The organism is Psychromonas sp. SA13A (assembly GCF_011378715.1).
Lineage (GTDB): Bacteria > Pseudomonadota > Gammaproteobacteria > Enterobacterales > Psychromonadaceae > Psychromonas.
Genome location: NZ_WTKU01000038.1, coordinates 1 through 17,269 on the forward strand (window position 1 = coordinate 1; position 17,269 = coordinate 17,269).

A 17,269-nucleotide genomic window follows, 5' to 3' on the forward strand; every position below is an offset into this window, starting at 1 on the left:
GTCCAATATTGAGTATGGAGATGATGGAAAAACATCTTCAACAAATATCAGATGCAACACCTGTTGGAAGGCACGCACTTGTTATTATGGATTGTGCTAGTTGGCATTCAATCAAACTAAATAGTCGATTTAAGAATTTATCAATCATGCATCTCCCACCTTATTCTCCGGAGCTTAATCCTATTGAACAAGTTTGGGCTTGGTTAAGAGCAAATGACTTAGGAAACTTCGCATTTAAAAATTATGAAGATATTGTTGATCAAGTAAGTCGGGCCTGGAATAACTTTAGGCATCAGGTTGATCATGTAAAATCTCTTTGTAAAAGAGACTGGGCGAATCTGATCATAAATTAAATTCCTTTGGTATAAGTAATTCCAGGCGCATAATGAGTTTTTCCTGTGGCACCTCACCGGCGGTTTTAATGGCAGCGATTTGCGAGTCAATATCGGTGTCACTATCCAATAAGCGATACTGCGCGCCATGTGTTTTGATACGCTCCGTTGACTCCACAAAGTAGCGTAAACGGGGAGTGTTTAATGTATTACCGCTGTCGGGAGAGCATTGACGACAGGGGGTATTACTTTGATAGCTGCGCGCATAACGAATAAGTGAATAAGGTAAGTGTTTTTCAGGCAAGATACCGTGCTCAGGGCAATGTAAGGTGAGTAAATGCTGGCTGGGTATGAATTGTTCACGGCTGCTTAATGCACTTTCTGTGAGTTCAATACAAAGGTTCACCCCCACGTCTATAAAAGCCTCTTCTAACAGGGTCGCGGTGTATTGGCTTTTATGCTCAGCGGCGCAGCGCATGCACGGGTTGCGTTGTAATCTTCCTTGTAATGACTTTAGGTCAACGTGTCGCGTGTAATCTGGATGGCGTTGGCAGGCAATGTGTATTTTTGCATGTTCAGGTAATGCAAAACGTTGCGCAAACAAGGCGGCGTTGTTTGCTTCGTGCGCTGTGGTTGTTGATAACTGCCAAGTGGTTGATTGGGTAATAAGCTCACCTAAATCATTGAGTGTAGGCATGACGGGTAAAGGAAAGGCACCATTAGTACCACAGCGGGTACATATGGCTTTTACTGCTTGTTGTGGCGTCCAAAAGTGACGCTGACCAAAGCTTAAACAAGTATGGATGCAACGCTCAGAAAAGTGATGATAACTCGCCGCATCGATAGTGTGTTGCTTCACTTTCGCCTGTGCGTAAGCCAAGGTGTAGCTTTTTTCCCTTTTCTTTTCGCATCACAATATTGGCAAGCTAAATGCGCACGGGTGTTGATATGCGTTTTCATATTATTCACTGAATGTAATGTCATTTCGCGACAATGACGGCAAGTGAATGATCGTTTATCACCATTTTTAACAAACTGCTCGCTGTTCACTAACGATGAAACCCAGTGCAGGTGTCTGTGAGAGGGGGAGTATAATGTCTTTTAGTTTGGTGAGTTTTTTTATGGTGCTTGCCATCATTAGCAAATTCATAGTGCACGCCTGACAAAATTGCGATTTTTGTTGGTCGCCTTGATAAAAAAGGTGGCGACCACGTGATGTGAAGGTCACTTGATGGCGGGCGCACAAGAGGGTGAGCAGGCTTTACCTTGCATCAGCGGCGCCTGCTAAATGAACGATGCGATAAAATCGGTACCATTTAAAATGGGGATGCCGGGGGACGTGACGCGGGAAAATGCGGCTAATTTTTTGTTGAGCTGCGCGGTTAGGTTGTGTGATGTAAGCATAGTATCGCCTCTTTTAAGGGGAGTGTTTAGGATCTATTTATTACCATGAAAGGCTTTTTATTTTAATGCAAACGGCTGAAAATTAAGGTGTTTATGGCGCAGCGTAAAGCGTCTCAAAGACCCGGGAAATGACCTGTTATGGTCTCAGGCTAAATTGCTCAGCGCATAAGCGACTGTTTTTAAATGGCTAAAAAAAATAAAATAATGGGGTGAATAGCACGCAGTATTCGAGAGGCAGAACCTAACAATGGCGCACAGTGAGTAATAAAGTCTCATAGAGAGCAACTGAAGTGCACTGTCTTTGAGTCAACAGCAAAACCGGTATCAATATAACGAATGATATGAGCAAATCCTGCGTGTAAATACCAAGTAAGGCGCTTATTTAGCCGCTATTTTATCAAGATAGCCCTTGTGTTATGGCGTCATTGATTTTTTGATAAGCACTTCTCTCTATTCAAAAACCTTGTGTCGCGATAATAGATAAAGTGCATCACCTTCACATCCTCCCCGCCCAGCATCTAAGGTAGACTTAGCCATGTTAGTGTTTGCTAAAGCAGTACTGCTTACGTTTCCGACAACAATTAAACCGTTATTCCTCACAAGCTCTGTAGAGAATTTGTGCATTGCATCATGGCCCTGATTTTTTATCTTGGTTTGAATGCTTTTTTACCCGTTTTTTCTTATTCGCTCTTTGCGCTTTGCCTAACTTACTTTCTGATTTTCTATAGAATGCCTTTCTTGCCAACTCAGTGTCATCTGAGCAACTAGCCGTCGTCTTTAGTCCTAAATCAATGCCTACTCGCCAGTACCCGTTGAAGCAACCTGCGACACTTAAACGACAATATTAATGTACCATCGACCACGGCTATCTTCACTAAAACGACCAGACCTAAAGTTAAAGGCGTTCAGTCCGTAACTATCCCATACACCAAACAAATGACTTGCGAACTGGACTGCCCTTTAACCCACTTCGCGGTACTTGCTTTGAACGGGAAAAAACCAAGCGAACGCCTTGCAGCATCATAAATACGCCATTTCAATTTATCCTTTTTGGACTGTTTTCTTGCTTTTGCATAGGTAGCGATAACTTCTTGAATAGTGGCAGAGCCAATGATGAAGCCACGCTCTTTCTCCGTTCTTGAGGGGCTTTAGTTGTTTTTGAGGGTTAAAGGCAGATATGTTACTGCTAATGTAGCCAACTTCGGGCCTGGGGATATAACATCACTCGCTTGTCTCAGCGTTCCTCACTTGATTTGATTCAAACGCCATGCGGCTTTCTCGATCTAAAGGACCGGGTTTCACGCGAGAGAGGGGGGCTTATTGGTGCTGATATGTTGATCGTACCGAATAGTAAGGGATATTTTCGGTCATGTACTAACCGGTTTTGTGCTGTATTTGAGCTGGTGATAAGCATAGTGAGTAAGTCGTTAATTAAAGGGCATTAATCTGTTCATTATTCCCAAGTTATGTAAACACACTTAAAAGTAGGATTTGGATCACTCATTAACAGGCAATATTAAATAAAAACCTTTTTATAAAAATAATATTTTATTTTTACCTATTAATGTATGTATTTAACTTTTTAAAATAGACTATTTTGTATACAATAGAAATTGATTATTCAACTTTTATTGTTAGCGTAGGTGAACACTCATCATTTAGTCATTAAAGCGCATTTTCCAATGATTAAATAGCAAGGTCTTGAGTTTTAACTTTACGCCTTCTTATTAATGATATTAAGGAGAGTTATGTGCATTTAATGGAAAAATATTAACACTATTTCAGTCGCATCTAGCCTTTAAGGCGCTTTATTGTTGAAATAACGAACAATGGTAATATTTAAGGCCCAATAAACTAATTCTCTAAATATCATTTACCAGTAAAGCGGATCCAAAATATTTGAGCTAGATATACATACTCTCCTCGTTGTCACGACACTTACCTCTGTTGGCTCTTTTGTTGCGCTCTCAGTCTCGGTGTAATGGCGCAGGTTATTGGGCTGCAGGCATGTTATGTATTGCTATCGCTAGCCTCTTGATATCATTGCGAGGCAATATTGATAGTTTTGTTACGGTAGTTGTCGCAAATTCACTTTATGTCATTGGCTTTTCACTTATTTTACGTGGTATTAGAGTGTTTGCAGACTGTTCTCCATTAGTGTTTTTTGATTTTATTTTACCTTTTACCAGTACCGCGCTTTTCTATTACTTTAATCATGTTGAGCAAAACATAAATATAAGAATTGTGGTTATTTCTAGTGCATTTATGTGCACTTGCGCCGCTATTGTTTTCACATTATTACGCGATAAAAATGCACCTTGGCGATCGGCTGCTTTTTCAGTGGCCACGGTTTTTGGTCTATTTGGTATTTTACATGGTGTGCGAGGGGGACTCGCGCTGATATCGCCATTCGGTCCTTTATTGAGCGATTCGACTACATCAACCTCGCTGGTTTTTTTAGGGGGGATATTTTGTCTTGGCGGGAGCGTGATCACACTGACTATATTGGCTTATAGCGTGTTGGAGTCGGAACTTCGTATTTTTTCACATGTTGTTAATCAATCTGCCTCATCAATTGTTATTACTGACACAAAGGGTGTCATTAAATATATTAACCCTACCTGCATCAATAAAACAGGATATTCACAACAAGAGCTTATTGGGGAAAACCCGCGCATCTTTTGCTCTAGAGAAAAATCCACGGCAGAATATAAAGCGTTGTGGGATACGTTGTCTGCAGGTAACACTTGGCAGGGCGAGTTTCATAATCGTAAAAAGAATGGTGAATTATTTTGGGAGGTTTCATCGATAGCGCCGATAAAAGATAAGGCGGGTCGAATTATACGTTATGTTGCCATGAAGGAGGATATTACCGCACTAAAACAGGCTAAAAAACGTATTCAGCATATGGCAAATCATGATGTGCTCACCAAACTGCCAACGCGGCGGCTTTTTATGGAACTGTTAATAAAAAGCTTAGCAGTGGCGAAGCGACATACAAAAATCGCTGCAGTACTGTTCGTTGATCTTGATGGATTTAAGGCGGTTAATGATACGCTTGGTCACGATGTAGGTGATAAAACCTTAAAAAAGACGGCTGCCAGGCTCTCCTCCTGTGTCAGGGAGGTTGATACGGTCGCTCGTATTGGGGGGGATGAGTTCCTTATTATATTGACCAATATGCCTGATAAAGAGAGTATTATTAGTATTGCAGAAGAATTGGTTAGAGCGGTAGCCATACCTTATAAAATCGACAGCGCTGCTGATATCAATATTAGTGCCAGTATCGGTATCGCGTTATATCCTGATAATGCAGTGGAGCCGCTGGCGTTAATTAATTTAGCAGATCAAGCGATGTACGATGTTAAACGACAGGGAAAAAATAATTATTTATTTTCAGAAAATATGAATGTGGTGCCTCATATACCCTCCCTACTTCAAAGTGCAGGGTAGATTTTTAAACGTTATTATTAATACTAACGTTTAAAGTCGAACTAATAGTCGGTAAGTATTCTACTAAATATTTCATTTTGGTAAAAAAAATACTGAAACCGAGCCTTTAGCATGGATCGTAGTGATCCCTATGTTATCTATCAACATTATTATTCTTGACACTAAAATGATGGTAATGTACTTATTGATGTTTTAAATACCTTAGCTAATATACCTATCTAAAATAAACGTATTGGATAATTTCAGTACGAGAAATTCTTTCATAAAAGAGACATTTATAAATGCTTCGCAAACTATTTGGTTGTTGGTTATTACTGCTTTTTTCTAGTCCTATTCTCGCGGAAGAAAAAGTGGTTTTACAGTTAAAGTGGGAGCATCAATTTCAGTTTGCAGGATATTATGCTGCTAAATGGCAAGGTTTTTATGAAGAAGCTGGGCTTGATGTAGAGATAAGACCTTCTGTAAAAGCAGATAAAAGTATTATTACGCCAAGCGATGAGCTTAAACAAGGCCTGGCGCAATTTGCAATCGGTGGTTTAGATATTCTACTGGTTAAAGATAATGACTTTAATCCAGTTATTTTGGCTTCGCTTTTTCAACATAGCCCGACGGCTATTTTTTCGCTACAACATACCGATATTAGTAGTCTCAGGAAACTCTCACAATTACGTATTGCCGTTACTGGATCAGATTTTGCTAAAGCTGAAATAGCTGCGCTGTTTCGCTCCCATGGCTATGATTTCACAAAAATAAAATTTGTTGATCAACCTGTTACCATCGACACACTATCAAACAATGAAGCCGATGCGATTGTTACCTATGCGATTTCCGCTGAATTCTCAGCAAAAGAGAAAGCGGTCAAGCTTAATAAAGTTAAACCGGCGGATTTAGGGTTAGACTTTTATGGCGACTCTTTGTACACCTCATTTGAATATGCAAACAGTCATCCAGATATTGTTAATAAGTTTACCAAAGCGAGTGTGAAAGGGTGGCTTTATGCACTTGAGCATAAAGAAGAAATAGCAAAACGAATAGCCAATGAGTTTCCCCGTTATTTAGTCAAATACGATGATATTTATCAATACAACCTCTTCTTCGCTGAACATATCGATCAACTACTAAATTATGCTGAAAAGCCATTAGGGGATATTAATAAAGAACGTTGGTTTAATATGAATGAACGAATTCGCTCGTTAGGTCTGATCCGTTCAGACTTAAATGATAGCCATTTTAGTGTTCAACAAGAAGAGACGACACCATTTTCAGATAGTTTAACTTTTTATTTACTCAGTATCGTCATGTTGCTTTTTGTTATCTTTTTTCTTTGGACTCGCGAGTTTAAAATATTAACCCTGTTAGCGGTCATATTGGTGATCGTTCTTTTTGAAATGCAATTCGAAGCCATATTTATTAAAGATGAAAAGCGCGCTGTCAAAGAAAATGCGACCCAGGTGATTAATACTATCAGTGCAAAGCTACAAGGGGAGTTACAGAATAACCTTTCTCTGTTGACTGGCTTTGCCTCTTACATATCAGCCACCCCGGAACTCACCAATGAGGACTTTGCTCGTTATGCACAACCTCTCTTTCAAAAAGATCCGATGCTCATAAGCTTTGCAGCAGCAAAAGATTTGGTCATTAATTATGTTTTTCCGCTTAAAGGAAATGAAAAGTCAATGGGGCTAAATTATAAAAATACCCCTGAACAAATAGAAATGGTTGAACAATTAGTGAATACCGGACAAGTTCAGATGATTGGTCCCGTTAACTTGGTACAGGGAGGCAAAGCCTTTATTGGTCGAGCTCCCGTTTTCTTACCTGGTGGGACATTATGGGGAATTATTTCAGCGCCGATTGATGCAGATCTATTATTTAAATTTATAGAAAAGGAAAACACTCGTCATCGTTTGAACATTGCTATTAGAAGTTACGATTTACAAGGTGAAGCGGGACCTGTTTTCTTCGGCGAATCGGCTGTTTTTGATGCACAGGAAAAATTAGCATCATCAAGGATTGCAGTAGGTGGGCATTCTTGGCATATAGCAGCGACTCCCGTATTAGTCGATAATGAGTTACCGACTAACATCTATTTATTGCGTTTTTATTTTATTGTTAGCGCATTTATATTTAGTTTGTTTATCTGGTTCAGATTTAAACAAACATCGAAACAAAAAATGTTAGAACTAAAGTTAAAAGATGACAAAAGGTTATTAGAGTCAGTGGGGCGAGTTGCTAAAATTGGTGGTTGGGAGCTTGATAATAAATTGAATTTTATAAAATGGTCTGAGCAATCCTCTTTAGTCATAGGAGAGCCCCAAACATTTTTACCTGCTACGTTAGGCGAACTGAAAAAATATATTTCAGCTGAAGATTATCAATTATGGGAAACAAAAATAAAAACCGGACTAAAAGCGCCTAAAGCTTTTTCTATTAACATAGAATTTGCTACAAAAAATAATAAATCAATGTGGCTTAAAATAGTGTCAGATGGCAAAGCAACCGGCAACTCATCTTGTATTACAGGGACTATTCAGGATATAACTGAAAAAATATTAAATATAAAACTTATTGAATATCAAGCTTCTCACGATAGCTTGACTCAACTACCTAATCGCCGCACTTATCAAGACCGATTGGATCTTGCAATAGAAAGTGCCTCCCGCAGTAAAAAAAGTATCGCGATTTTATTTATCGACTTAGATCGTTTTAAACCCATCAATGATAATCTCGGTCATCATGCTGGTGATTTGGTTTTGATTGAATCAGCAGTTCGATTAAAAAAACTCATTAGATTATCTGATACGGTGTCACGCATAAGTGGCGATGAGTTTGCGCTTATTCTCAATAATGTTGAACATTATAAGCATGCGCTTACGATAGCGGATAAAATTTCCCAAAAAATGCAGGAGCCCTATCAACTAAGCAATGCTGAAGTTCATTTGAGTGCCAGTATCGGTATTGCAATATACCCTGACGATGCAAACAATGCAGATGAATTGTTAAAAAAAGCGGATCAGGCGATGTATGAGGTAAAAGCAAACGGCAGAAATGGATACCAATTCTATACCCAAGAGATGCAACGAAAATCAGAGTACCGCCATCAACTTCGCAATAAGTTGATCACGGCACTTAAAAAAAAGGAGATACAACCTTATTTTCAACCCATTATGGAGCTCAACACCAAGCAAATTATAAAATGCGAAACACTGGCTAGATGGCAACAGAAAAATGGTGATTTTATTGCTCCTATTGAATTTATTAGTTTAGCGGAAGAGACGGGGTTAATTAACCAAATTGATTTATTTATGTTAGAAGAATCTAGCAAATACTTAATGGAAATGGACGTCACGATTGAATTGTCCATTAATGTATCGCCAAGGTTATTCCATACTAAAGATAATGCACTAGCGCAATGGCTTACAGCGATCAAAGAGATCAGTAAATCAGTGAGCCTTACTATTGAGATCACCGAGCGTCTTTTGACAGAAGATTCCAAAAAAGTACTTACTATTCTTAATCAATGTAAAAATATGGGGATTAAAGTTGCTATTGATGATTTCGGTACGGGTTACTCATCCTTAAATTATCTGCTTAACTTTCCAATTGATCAAATTAAGATAGATAGAAGCTTTATTAAAAATATTGGTATCGATAGTGCCTCTGAGATATTAATTGAAACTATTTTGACGATGGCAAAGCGACTAGGCATTAAAGTTGTTGCAGAAGGTATTGAAACACAAGAGCAATTAATTTATCTACGTAAACACCAATGTGATTTCGGGCAGGGTTATTTGCTTGGTAAGCCAATGAATAGAGAAAGCTTTCATTCCTTACTCAAAAAATAGTCCGTTTAATAAATGTTAAACGGATCTCGTTGAGAGAGGCTTTGTGGTGCCGTGAACGATGATATTTTTTGTATTATATGATTTTTTATCTTTAAGTTATAAGTTTTCAACTAGATGGTTTAAGTATTTATAGTACTTTATTTCGTATCCCTGTTATCTTAATAAAAAATAAAAAAAAGAATTTAAAAGGAGAAAATAGTTTTTATCGTCTCCTTTTTGAATACAAGGTTTACATTAGTTGATAGTGGTATTTAATTAGGCCGATTTTAATCTACATTTACTATCTCTTTATGTGCACTGAAAATCTGGGTATTAAGGCTAATTTATGGGGCGCTGGTATAATAAACTTCGCAAGTTAGGGGCAATCTAGATAAGCTTAAAGGAATGAAACAAAGGTTAGAGAGTCTATTTTCAATGATATCACTGAGTTGGTAAAACAAAGTCAACCAAGCATCATGCCAATAGAAAAAGCATTTGGGCTTAAACACATCACCTATTAACCTTCCATGTATCGAAAATTGCCGCTAACATCCGCTTGAATAGCTGATAGCGAAAAACGCATATTGTTCTTTTGTGAGTACAATATGCGTTTGTATATTTAGACTAGCAGATTAAAGTTAGCTTATTTTATATAATATTTGAACTTTTTATCCTGACACATTAGATACTAACTTTAAGTGAGTCCTTATATTTATCAATAGAGTATCTGATGTAAAGAATTAACAATCTGTATTTTTTGTACCCAATTCATTTTTAACGTCTTCGCAAGTATCTTCAATGGCATTACCAGTGTCAGTTGCTGCTTCTTCTATTGCATCGCCTGCATCACTTGCTGCATCTTTACCGTCTGAAACTATTGAACTTATATTATCACCGGTTTTTTCTGCCATGCTTTTTGCTTCAGCAGTGGTTTCATCAAGATGTTCACCAGCGGTTTTCTCGTTATTTTCGCTACATGCTGCTAAACCTAAAGTAGCTGCAAGCGTTAACATTAATAGTGATTTCTTTTTGTTGAAGTTCATAGTGTTTCTCCGTTAATAATAAAATGTTGAATATGCTGTTTGCTTAACTAAATTGTTGCTTATTACTTTGCTAAATAGATGCCTGAATAAAGGGCGCCATATAAGTTTAAATGCTGATTTACAGTTTTGGTGCTCGTCCTCTTAATGCGTTTGCAATTAAAGAGATAACTAATAATACGACGAATACAAAGAATATTATTTTAGCAACACCAGCGGCTGCACCTGCTATACCCGCAAAACCTAAAACACCTGCAATGATAGCGACGATAAAAAAAGTAAATGCCCAACCTAACATGTGACTCTCCTTTTTAGTTTGTTAAATGATGTTTACAGTAAGAATATAGCTAGAGTCATGCCAACTTTTAAGTTATTGATTTAGTTTGCTTTATTGTTTTTTTGTTGATGTTGAAATAAGCGTTTGTAGTAAAGTTTACAGACGGGAATGTAAAGTTTTCATGGGGGCTGTGCTAGAGGGCGGCATCTTCGTTTGTGTTGGTAGTTTGAATGTTAGTGGTTTTGTCTCGTCTGCGCTCGTTGAGTCAGTTTGATTATCATTCATAATGATTGTTAGTGGTTTTAACTCGTCTGCGCTCGTCGTGGCTGCTTGATTTTTATTAACAGTGTTTTCGCCCTGTCGGCGACACGTCTTTCTCTTATCAGAAGAGAAAGGCGGCAAAGAGACTGACACCAGATCGTTTTCTGATCCAATCGAAACTGTCATTTTAAACGCATCATGTCAGGATGGCCGTCCGTGGCCATTCTGACATTATCGCAAACGTCCTGTTTGCAATTGCTAAAATGTCAATTTAGCTTGGGAAAACTTTACGGTGAGGCTGTACGTCCACGATGAGTAATATTTTATTGTGGCTGTTTGATTTAGGCATTGTTGGACGTTCATTTATCTACAATATGGTCTGTATGGAATAGATAGTTTTTTTGATGAGGTTGCTTGGGGGCAGGCTCGTCTGCGTTCGTCGAGTTAGCTAAGCTTCTATTAACAGTGTTTTCGCGCTGTCGGTTACACGTCTTTAGTTTCAATCTAAATGGTGATATTAATCAAGATGAATGCTGGTGGTTATACTCATCATAATAACATCTTGAATGAAAAAATTAGGTATGTTTATACACTTACTTCTTCGATGTTATAACAGGGGCCTTTTTCTACATGAGCGTCAGTTTAACGACAAGTTAGATGTAAAAAAAATGCTTAATGTTAGCATATTAGAGCATGGAAACCGGCAACCTAACCGAGAACAGTTTAATGACACAACTATCTTCACTTAAAAAAATTGCACAAACACCGTTGAATAAAAAATCTGATAATAAATTGCAAAGCTTGTGGCAATTAATTGAAAAGCATCAAAAACGTAATGCTTCTTTTACTAAAAAACTGGCCACTAATTATCAGCAATTTGAAGAGGTCGTGTTGCCTTATGAACAGATGCAAATAAGATGGCTGAGCTCAAAAGTGGAACACCTTGCCACCTTTCTTCCTCGCAAATCCTTATCAGAGAACGAGCGCGTAGAGTTGATTGATTGGATCTCAGAAGAGTTGGGTTATTTACAGGATCATCCTTTTAACTCTCCAGAGGAGTCCGAAGCGTTAAATAAACGTGTAAAAGCACAGCTAATGATGAGCCAAGAGCAACAACTTGACAAAATGTCATCAGCTGAAGTCGAACTTATGAAAGCCTCATTAAACGCTGAATTTGAGATTGATTTCGACTTGAGTGACGAACAATTAAAAGCATTGATATTAGATCCACAGAAAATATATGAGTATCTGGATGCGCATGAGGCGTCTGAAGAGGCTGAAGAGATTGATGAATTTGAAGAGGATGATGAAACGCCCTTTGACGACCATTTTTTCGACGATTTCTATCAACGCTTCCATCAATCTGATGAGGAAGACAAGGCAGAGGAACAACTTAAACATAGTGAGTTAGATAAGCTGTTTAAAGGGAGTTAGATAAGCTGTTTAAAGGGAGTCAGCTCAATAAGATGTATAAACGGTTAGCGTCTAAATTACATCCTGATAAAGAGCAAGACTCCAAACTAAAACAACAAAAGCACTTACAAATGCAAGTCCTTGCTGAAGCGCGTCGAGATAAAGATGTCTTTGCCATATTGCAATTATACCTCACTCACTTTGATGACGATCCGACGTTTGATAAAGCAACACTAGCCAATCTGTTACCTTTATTAGAGGAAAAAGTAAGGAACCTAAATGCAGAATATCGCGCGTTACAACATAATGATCAAATTGAAACCTTAGTTTGGCGTAAGTTTAAAGCGCGTAGTAAAAAAATGGTCCAAGAAGGGATGGAAGCTCATTGTCATGAATTAGACTGTGAGTGCGCAGCAATAGATGGGTTTATTCGTGACTGCACCACGGTTAAAAGTCTTAAAGCTGAGTTGCGATCGCGGATCAATGATAAAAATGCTTTTTATGATCCCTTTTCTGATTTTGAAGAGATATTTAAGATGTTTGTTTAAGTCTTCCGGTGACGGTATTTGCACCGCTATACTTTATTAAAAATGTCTTGTTTGACGTGTTTTTGGCGATTAATTATCATTTCTTATACTTTGTGTAGGAATACATAGTGCTTGGTTTTAGTGTTTTTTTAGTATTTTAGCTCGTCTGCGCTCGTTTAGTCTGCTTGAACATTATTAACAGTGGTTTCGCCCTGTCGGCGACTCGCCTTTCTCTTATCAGAAGAGAAAGGCGGCAAAGAGACTGACACCGGATCGTTTTCTGATCCAAGTCATCAACTCCTTTTATAACGCACCAGTTCATACAGCACGTCCATGTGCTGAATGAACTTAAGCCAAACGTCCTGTTTGGCTTTGCTAAAAGGAGTTGATGACTTGGGAAAAATTTACGGTGGGGCTGTTGTAGCCATTTTGAGTAATGTTTTGTTGTGGCTGTTTGATTTAGGCATTGTTGGACGTTCATTTATCTACAATATGGTCTGTATGGAATAGATAGTTTTTTTGATGAGGTTGATTGGGTGTTGGCTCTTCTGCGCTCTTCGTGGCTGCTTGATTTTTATGAACAGTGGTTTCGCCCTGTTGGCGACACGTTTTTCTCTTATCAGAAGAGAAAGGCGGAAAAGAGACTGACACTGGAGCGTTTTCTGATCCAACTAATAAACTCCTTTTGTAACGCATCAGTTCATACCGCACATCCATGTGCTGAATGAACTTAAGCCAAACGTCCTGTTTGGCTTTGCTAAAAGGAGTTGATGACTTGGGAAAACTTTACGGTGGAGTTGTTGTAGCCGCTTTGATTAATGTTTTATTGTGGGTATTTGGGTCTTATTTTTTGGAAAGGGTTGACGAGTTAGCGGTTGTTTTTTTTAATAACACCTATTTGATCACGTACGATGGTGATCCAATAGGTGTTTATTAAGCAATAGTTACTCTTAAAAAATAAGTAACTATTGCTGTTAAACCTGCACCACTATTAATCGATATATGTTTTACTGACTCGGCGGGTTAAACCGCAGAATAAAGTGTAAGAGATGGTATCGGCGCATTTTGCAACTTGGTTTGCGGTAATGTTTTCACCCCAAAGTTCGACATCAAATCCAATGCAGCTCTCTTGTTCAAACATTGATAAATCGACCATCAACATATCCATAGAGACTCGGCCTAATATTTGGCTTTGTTTACCATTAATTAATACCGGTGTGCCGGTTTTAGCATGCCTTGGGTAACCATCAGCATAACCAATTGACACGGTACCTATTTTAGTCGCTTTATCCGCTGTCCATAGGCCGTTATAACCGACGCTTTGGTCTTTATTGATGGTGCGCTCTGAGATCACTTTTGCTTGAAAAGTCATTGCTGGTGCTAATGGCTTTTCTAACTCACTTTCATCAATAGGTGATGCACCATAAATAACAATACCAGGGCGAACCCATTGGCTTCTGTTGGGGATAGCTTTTCTCAACACAGCAGGTGAATTAGCGATACTGACTTCACCTGGTAACTCACCAATTGTCTCTATAAACAATTTTGTTTGTTGCTCAGTTAGCGATGACGTTAAGTCATCTGCCGATGAGAAGTGACTCATATGAACAATGTTATTCACTTGGCTCATGGCTGCTAATTGTTGATAAGCATCTGCATAATCTTCAGGTAAAAATCCTAAACGATGCATTCCTGAGTCCATTTTTAGCCAAGCGTTAATCGGTTGGCTAAGTGTTGCTTGTTTTAAGGCATCAAGTTGATACTGATGATGTATTGCGCACCAGATATTATTTTCGCTGATGTAGTTAAGTTCATCGGCGGTGAAGAAGCCTTCAAGTAATAAAATAGGTTTTTTAACCCCTGCATCACGTAACTCTTTGGCTTCTTCAATACAGGCGACACCAAATGCATCGGCGACATCGGCTAATGCATTCGCAACTTCAATGGCGCCGTGTCCGTATGCATTAGCTTTGATTGTGGCAATCGCTTTAGCTGGAGCGGCAAGCGATTTTGCATATAAATAATTTTGTTTGATCGCACTTAATTTAATAACTGCTGTTGCTGATCTAGCCATGATTTCCCCTAACGTCCGTAACGATCTACTGATAAACCTTCGCTATCAATATCCGGTGTTTGACTATTGATAACATCACTTACAAACTTCGCTGAACCAACTGACATTGTCCAGCCTAAGGTGCCGTGGCCTGTGTTCAAGAATAAGTTATCAATCTTTGTTTTACCTAAAATAGGTGTGCCATCTGGTGTCATCGGTCTTAAGCCGGTCCAGAATTCGCCTTTTTGTAAATCACCTGCATGAGGGAACAAATCAGCGATAGAGAACTCGATGTTTTTACGACGTTTTTCTAATAATGCTAAGTTATAAGAAGTGATTTCAGCGGTGCCACCCACACGAATACGTTCACCCAAACGTGTGATAGCCACTTTATAAGTTTCATCCATGATAGTTGACTCAGGTGCTGCAGAATAATCTTCTATTGGCAGGCTCAGTGAATACCCTTTAATAGGATAAACAGGCACTCTTATTCCTACATTTGCGAGCATATGAGTTGAGTAAGAGCCTAGCGCCATTAAATAAGCATCAGCAGTCATTTCACCTTTACTGGTTGAAACACTGGTGATTTGATTGCCTTGTTTATTAATTTTTTCAATCTTAGTATCCATGACAAACTTAACACCTAATTGTTCACACTTTTTCGCTAGTTCAGTAACAAACTTGTGGCAATCACCTGTTTCATCATTGGGTAATTGAATACCGCCAACAATTTTATGGATAGTATGTTTAAGTGCGGGCTCGTAGGCTAAGCAATCATCGGGTGTTAATATTTTATGCTCAACGCCACATTCAGCAAGTACTTCGATATCTTTTTTAGAGCTTTTTACTTGGCTGGCGGTACGGAATACCTGTAATGTACCTTTTGTGCGATGGTCATATTCAATATTAATTTCTTTTCTCAATGCACGTAAACAATCACGGCTGTATTCGGCTACTCTCATCATTCTAGATTTATTGATGTGGTAATCTTTAGTATTGCAATTGGCGACCATTTTAGTCATCCAACCTAATGTCTCGGTATCGAGATCTTTAATACTTATTTTTAGCGGAGCAAGCTCTTGCATCAACCATTTCATCGCTTTAACTGGAATGCCTGGCGCCGCCCAAGGTGCTGAATATCCTGGAGATATTTGACCTGCATTGGCAAAACTTGTTTCATTTGCAACACTTGACTGCCTGTCAACCACTGTTACATCATGGCCTGACTTAGCCAAATACCAAGCGCTCGTTACACCTATTACACCAGAACCTAATATTAAAACTTTCATCTTTTATCCTAAAATGATCATGTATGAGAAAATGCATCATAAATGATATTCGCAATTATTAATGATTGTATTTAGTTTACTTTCAGCATAAAAAACTAAAAAAAACAAAAAATCAGAATTTTACACTGAATAGGCTCTTTTAATTTATGGTTACTATTTTTGCTGTGATCAAGTGCACATATCTTACCTATAAAAATCAATTGTTTGAACAACCCGTTTTAGTAATTTAAAAGTACTCGCTTTAATACTTTTACGCAGTGGGCAAAATGGTTAACGTCGAGCAATAGGCGCTATATTGTGTAATTGAATTGATTGCTGTTGCGAAATGATATCGGCTCTGATGTTAAAGCAATCCTTTAAGTTTTTTTGACTCAACACGTGTGCCGGAGAACCATCAGCGACGATACAGATATCACCTCGTTGATTTTTACCCAATAATATTAACCTTGAGCAATAACGTGCGGCTAAGTTTAGATCATGGATTGCTGTGATCGCTAATTTACCTTGTTGAGTTAATGATTGGATCAAATCAAGAGTTTCAAACTGATGGCAAATATCTAAACTTGCGATAGGTTCATCCAACAAGATACATTCACATTGTTGCGCCAAAGCTCGTGCAATAATAACGCGTTGCTTTTCACCGCCAGATAGCTGGTTCACTTTACGTTCTTGTAAGTGAGCGGTATCTGTAATACTTAGTACCTCTTTGATAATGGCCTGGTCATTGTTTGTTGCAAGCTGAAAAGGCCCTAAATAAGGGTTTCTGCCCATCATCACAATTTCTTCAACAGTAAATGCAAAGGGCAGGTCAATGGATTGTGGTACAAATGCAATTTGCTTGGCTATTTCTCGTCGCTTTAGTTTTTTGAGTGTTTGTTCGTTTAATTCGATCTAAGTTGAGCTTAAACTCTCTTGGATTCAGATTATAAGTGCATAACTTGAATTAGTAGAAAAAGCGGTCAGCTGAATATATGCTTATCGCTTTTTCTCCGGCAAGAGATGCAACAATGAAAACATATAAACAACTGACCTATGGGCTAAGATGCCAGATTTATGCTTTAAAGAAAATAGGTCTGAGTCAAAATAAAATTGCGCAACAGTTAAAAGTTAGTCAATCAACTATCAGTAGAGAGCTTTCTCGTAATACAGGTAAGCGAGGATATCGCATTAAACAAGCCCAATCGTTTGCACATCATCGTCGATTACATTCTCGTAAAGCAATTAAAATGACGAGTAGCCTCATTGCATTAATTAACTCAAAGATTCGACTCGAATGGAGTCCCGAGCAAATATCAGGATGGTTGCGAGAAGAACACAAAGTGCGGATTAGCCATGAAACGATTTATCTTTATATTTGGTCTGATAAGAAACGTGGAGGTCAGTTATTTCAATACCT

The 17,269-nt window shown here is 38.4% G+C and carries 14 protein-coding genes; 6 read left to right on the plus strand and 8 right to left on the minus strand.

Features of this window, described 5'->3' with window-relative positions; all coding sequences use genetic code 11:
* Positions 1-353 (plus strand): transposase (locus GQR44_RS19245; protein ID WP_205963133.1); only part of this gene is annotated, 353 nt, incomplete at its 5' end.
* Here GQR44_RS19245 and GQR44_RS19250 read toward each other — a convergent pair.
* Positions 343-1,212 carry a hypothetical protein gene (locus tag GQR44_RS19250; protein ID WP_166373335.1) on the minus strand — a complete coding sequence of 290 codons (870 nt, stop codon included), beginning with the start codon at positions 1,210-1,212 and terminating at the stop codon, positions 343-345. The genes GQR44_RS19245 and GQR44_RS19250 overlap by 11 nt on opposite strands.
* 974 nt (positions 1,213-2,186) lie before the next feature.
* Entirely contained in the window at positions 2,187-2,360 is a 174-nt protein-coding gene (locus tag GQR44_RS19255; RefSeq protein ID WP_166373337.1) for a hypothetical protein, read from the minus strand.
* Positions 2,361-3,695: 1,335 nt separating this feature from the next.
* Here GQR44_RS19255 and GQR44_RS19260 point away from each other — a divergent pair.
* Together GQR44_RS19260 and GQR44_RS19265 are read left to right on the plus strand one after the other, a co-directional pair.
* A complete protein-coding gene (locus GQR44_RS19260) occupies positions 3,696-5,189 on the plus strand; it encodes a diguanylate cyclase (RefSeq protein WP_240923758.1) in 1,494 nt (497 codons plus the stop codon).
* Positions 5,190-5,470: 281 nt separating this feature from the next.
* Positions 5,471-9,034, plus strand: coding sequence for an EAL domain-containing protein (locus tag GQR44_RS19265; RefSeq protein WP_166373339.1), 3,564 nt, complete (start codon positions 5,471-5,473; stop codon positions 9,032-9,034).
* Between the two features lie 719 nt (positions 9,035-9,753).
* Here the strand turns inward: GQR44_RS19265 and GQR44_RS19270 are convergent.
* Positions 9,754-10,056 carry a hypothetical protein gene (locus GQR44_RS19270; protein ID WP_166373341.1) on the minus strand — a complete coding sequence of 101 codons (303 nt, stop codon included), beginning with the start codon at positions 10,054-10,056 and terminating at the stop codon, positions 9,754-9,756.
* A 118-nt stretch (positions 10,057-10,174) separates the two neighbouring features.
* Positions 10,175-10,351 carry a DUF1328 domain-containing protein gene (locus tag GQR44_RS19275; RefSeq protein WP_166373343.1) on the minus strand — a complete coding sequence of 59 codons (177 nt, stop codon included), beginning with the start codon at positions 10,349-10,351 and terminating at the stop codon, positions 10,175-10,177.
* A gap of 966 nt (positions 10,352-11,317) precedes the next feature.
* Between GQR44_RS19275 and GQR44_RS19280 the strand changes: the two genes are divergently transcribed.
* On the plus strand, positions 11,318-12,025 hold the full coding sequence (locus GQR44_RS19280) for a hypothetical protein (protein WP_166373345.1): 708 nt from the start codon (positions 11,318-11,320) through the stop codon (positions 12,023-12,025).
* A gap of 32 nt (positions 12,026-12,057) precedes the next feature.
* On the plus strand, positions 12,058-12,552 hold the full coding sequence (locus tag GQR44_RS19285; protein WP_166373347.1) for a hypothetical protein: 495 nt from the start codon (positions 12,058-12,060) through the stop codon (positions 12,550-12,552).
* 456 nt (positions 12,553-13,008) lie between these two features.
* Here GQR44_RS19285 and GQR44_RS19290 read toward each other — a convergent pair whose 3' ends face one another.
* The 4 genes from GQR44_RS19290 to GQR44_RS19305 form a co-directional block, all read right to left on the minus strand.
* On the minus strand, positions 13,009-13,227 hold the full coding sequence (locus GQR44_RS19290; protein WP_166373349.1) for a hypothetical protein: 219 nt from the start codon (positions 13,225-13,227) through the stop codon (positions 13,009-13,011).
* A gap of 295 nt (positions 13,228-13,522) precedes the next feature.
* A complete protein-coding gene (gene alr / locus GQR44_RS19295) occupies positions 13,523-14,605 on the minus strand; it encodes an alanine racemase (protein WP_166373351.1) in 1,083 nt (360 codons plus the stop codon).
* A gap of 8 nt (positions 14,606-14,613) precedes the next feature.
* Positions 14,614-15,873 carry a D-amino acid dehydrogenase gene (locus GQR44_RS19300; protein ID WP_166373353.1) on the minus strand — a complete coding sequence of 420 codons (1,260 nt, stop codon included), beginning with the start codon at positions 15,871-15,873 and terminating at the stop codon, positions 14,614-14,616.
* A gap of 270 nt (positions 15,874-16,143) precedes the next feature.
* Entirely contained in the window at positions 16,144-16,764 is a 621-nt protein-coding gene (locus tag GQR44_RS19305; protein WP_166373355.1) for an ABC transporter ATP-binding protein, read from the minus strand.
* A gap of 116 nt (positions 16,765-16,880) precedes the next feature.
* On the opposite strand from GQR44_RS19305, the gene GQR44_RS19310 reads away from it, so the two are divergent.
* Positions 16,881-17,269, plus strand: a 389-nt coding sequence (locus GQR44_RS19310) for a helix-turn-helix domain-containing protein (protein WP_166371881.1), incomplete at its 3' end; no start/stop codon positions are given.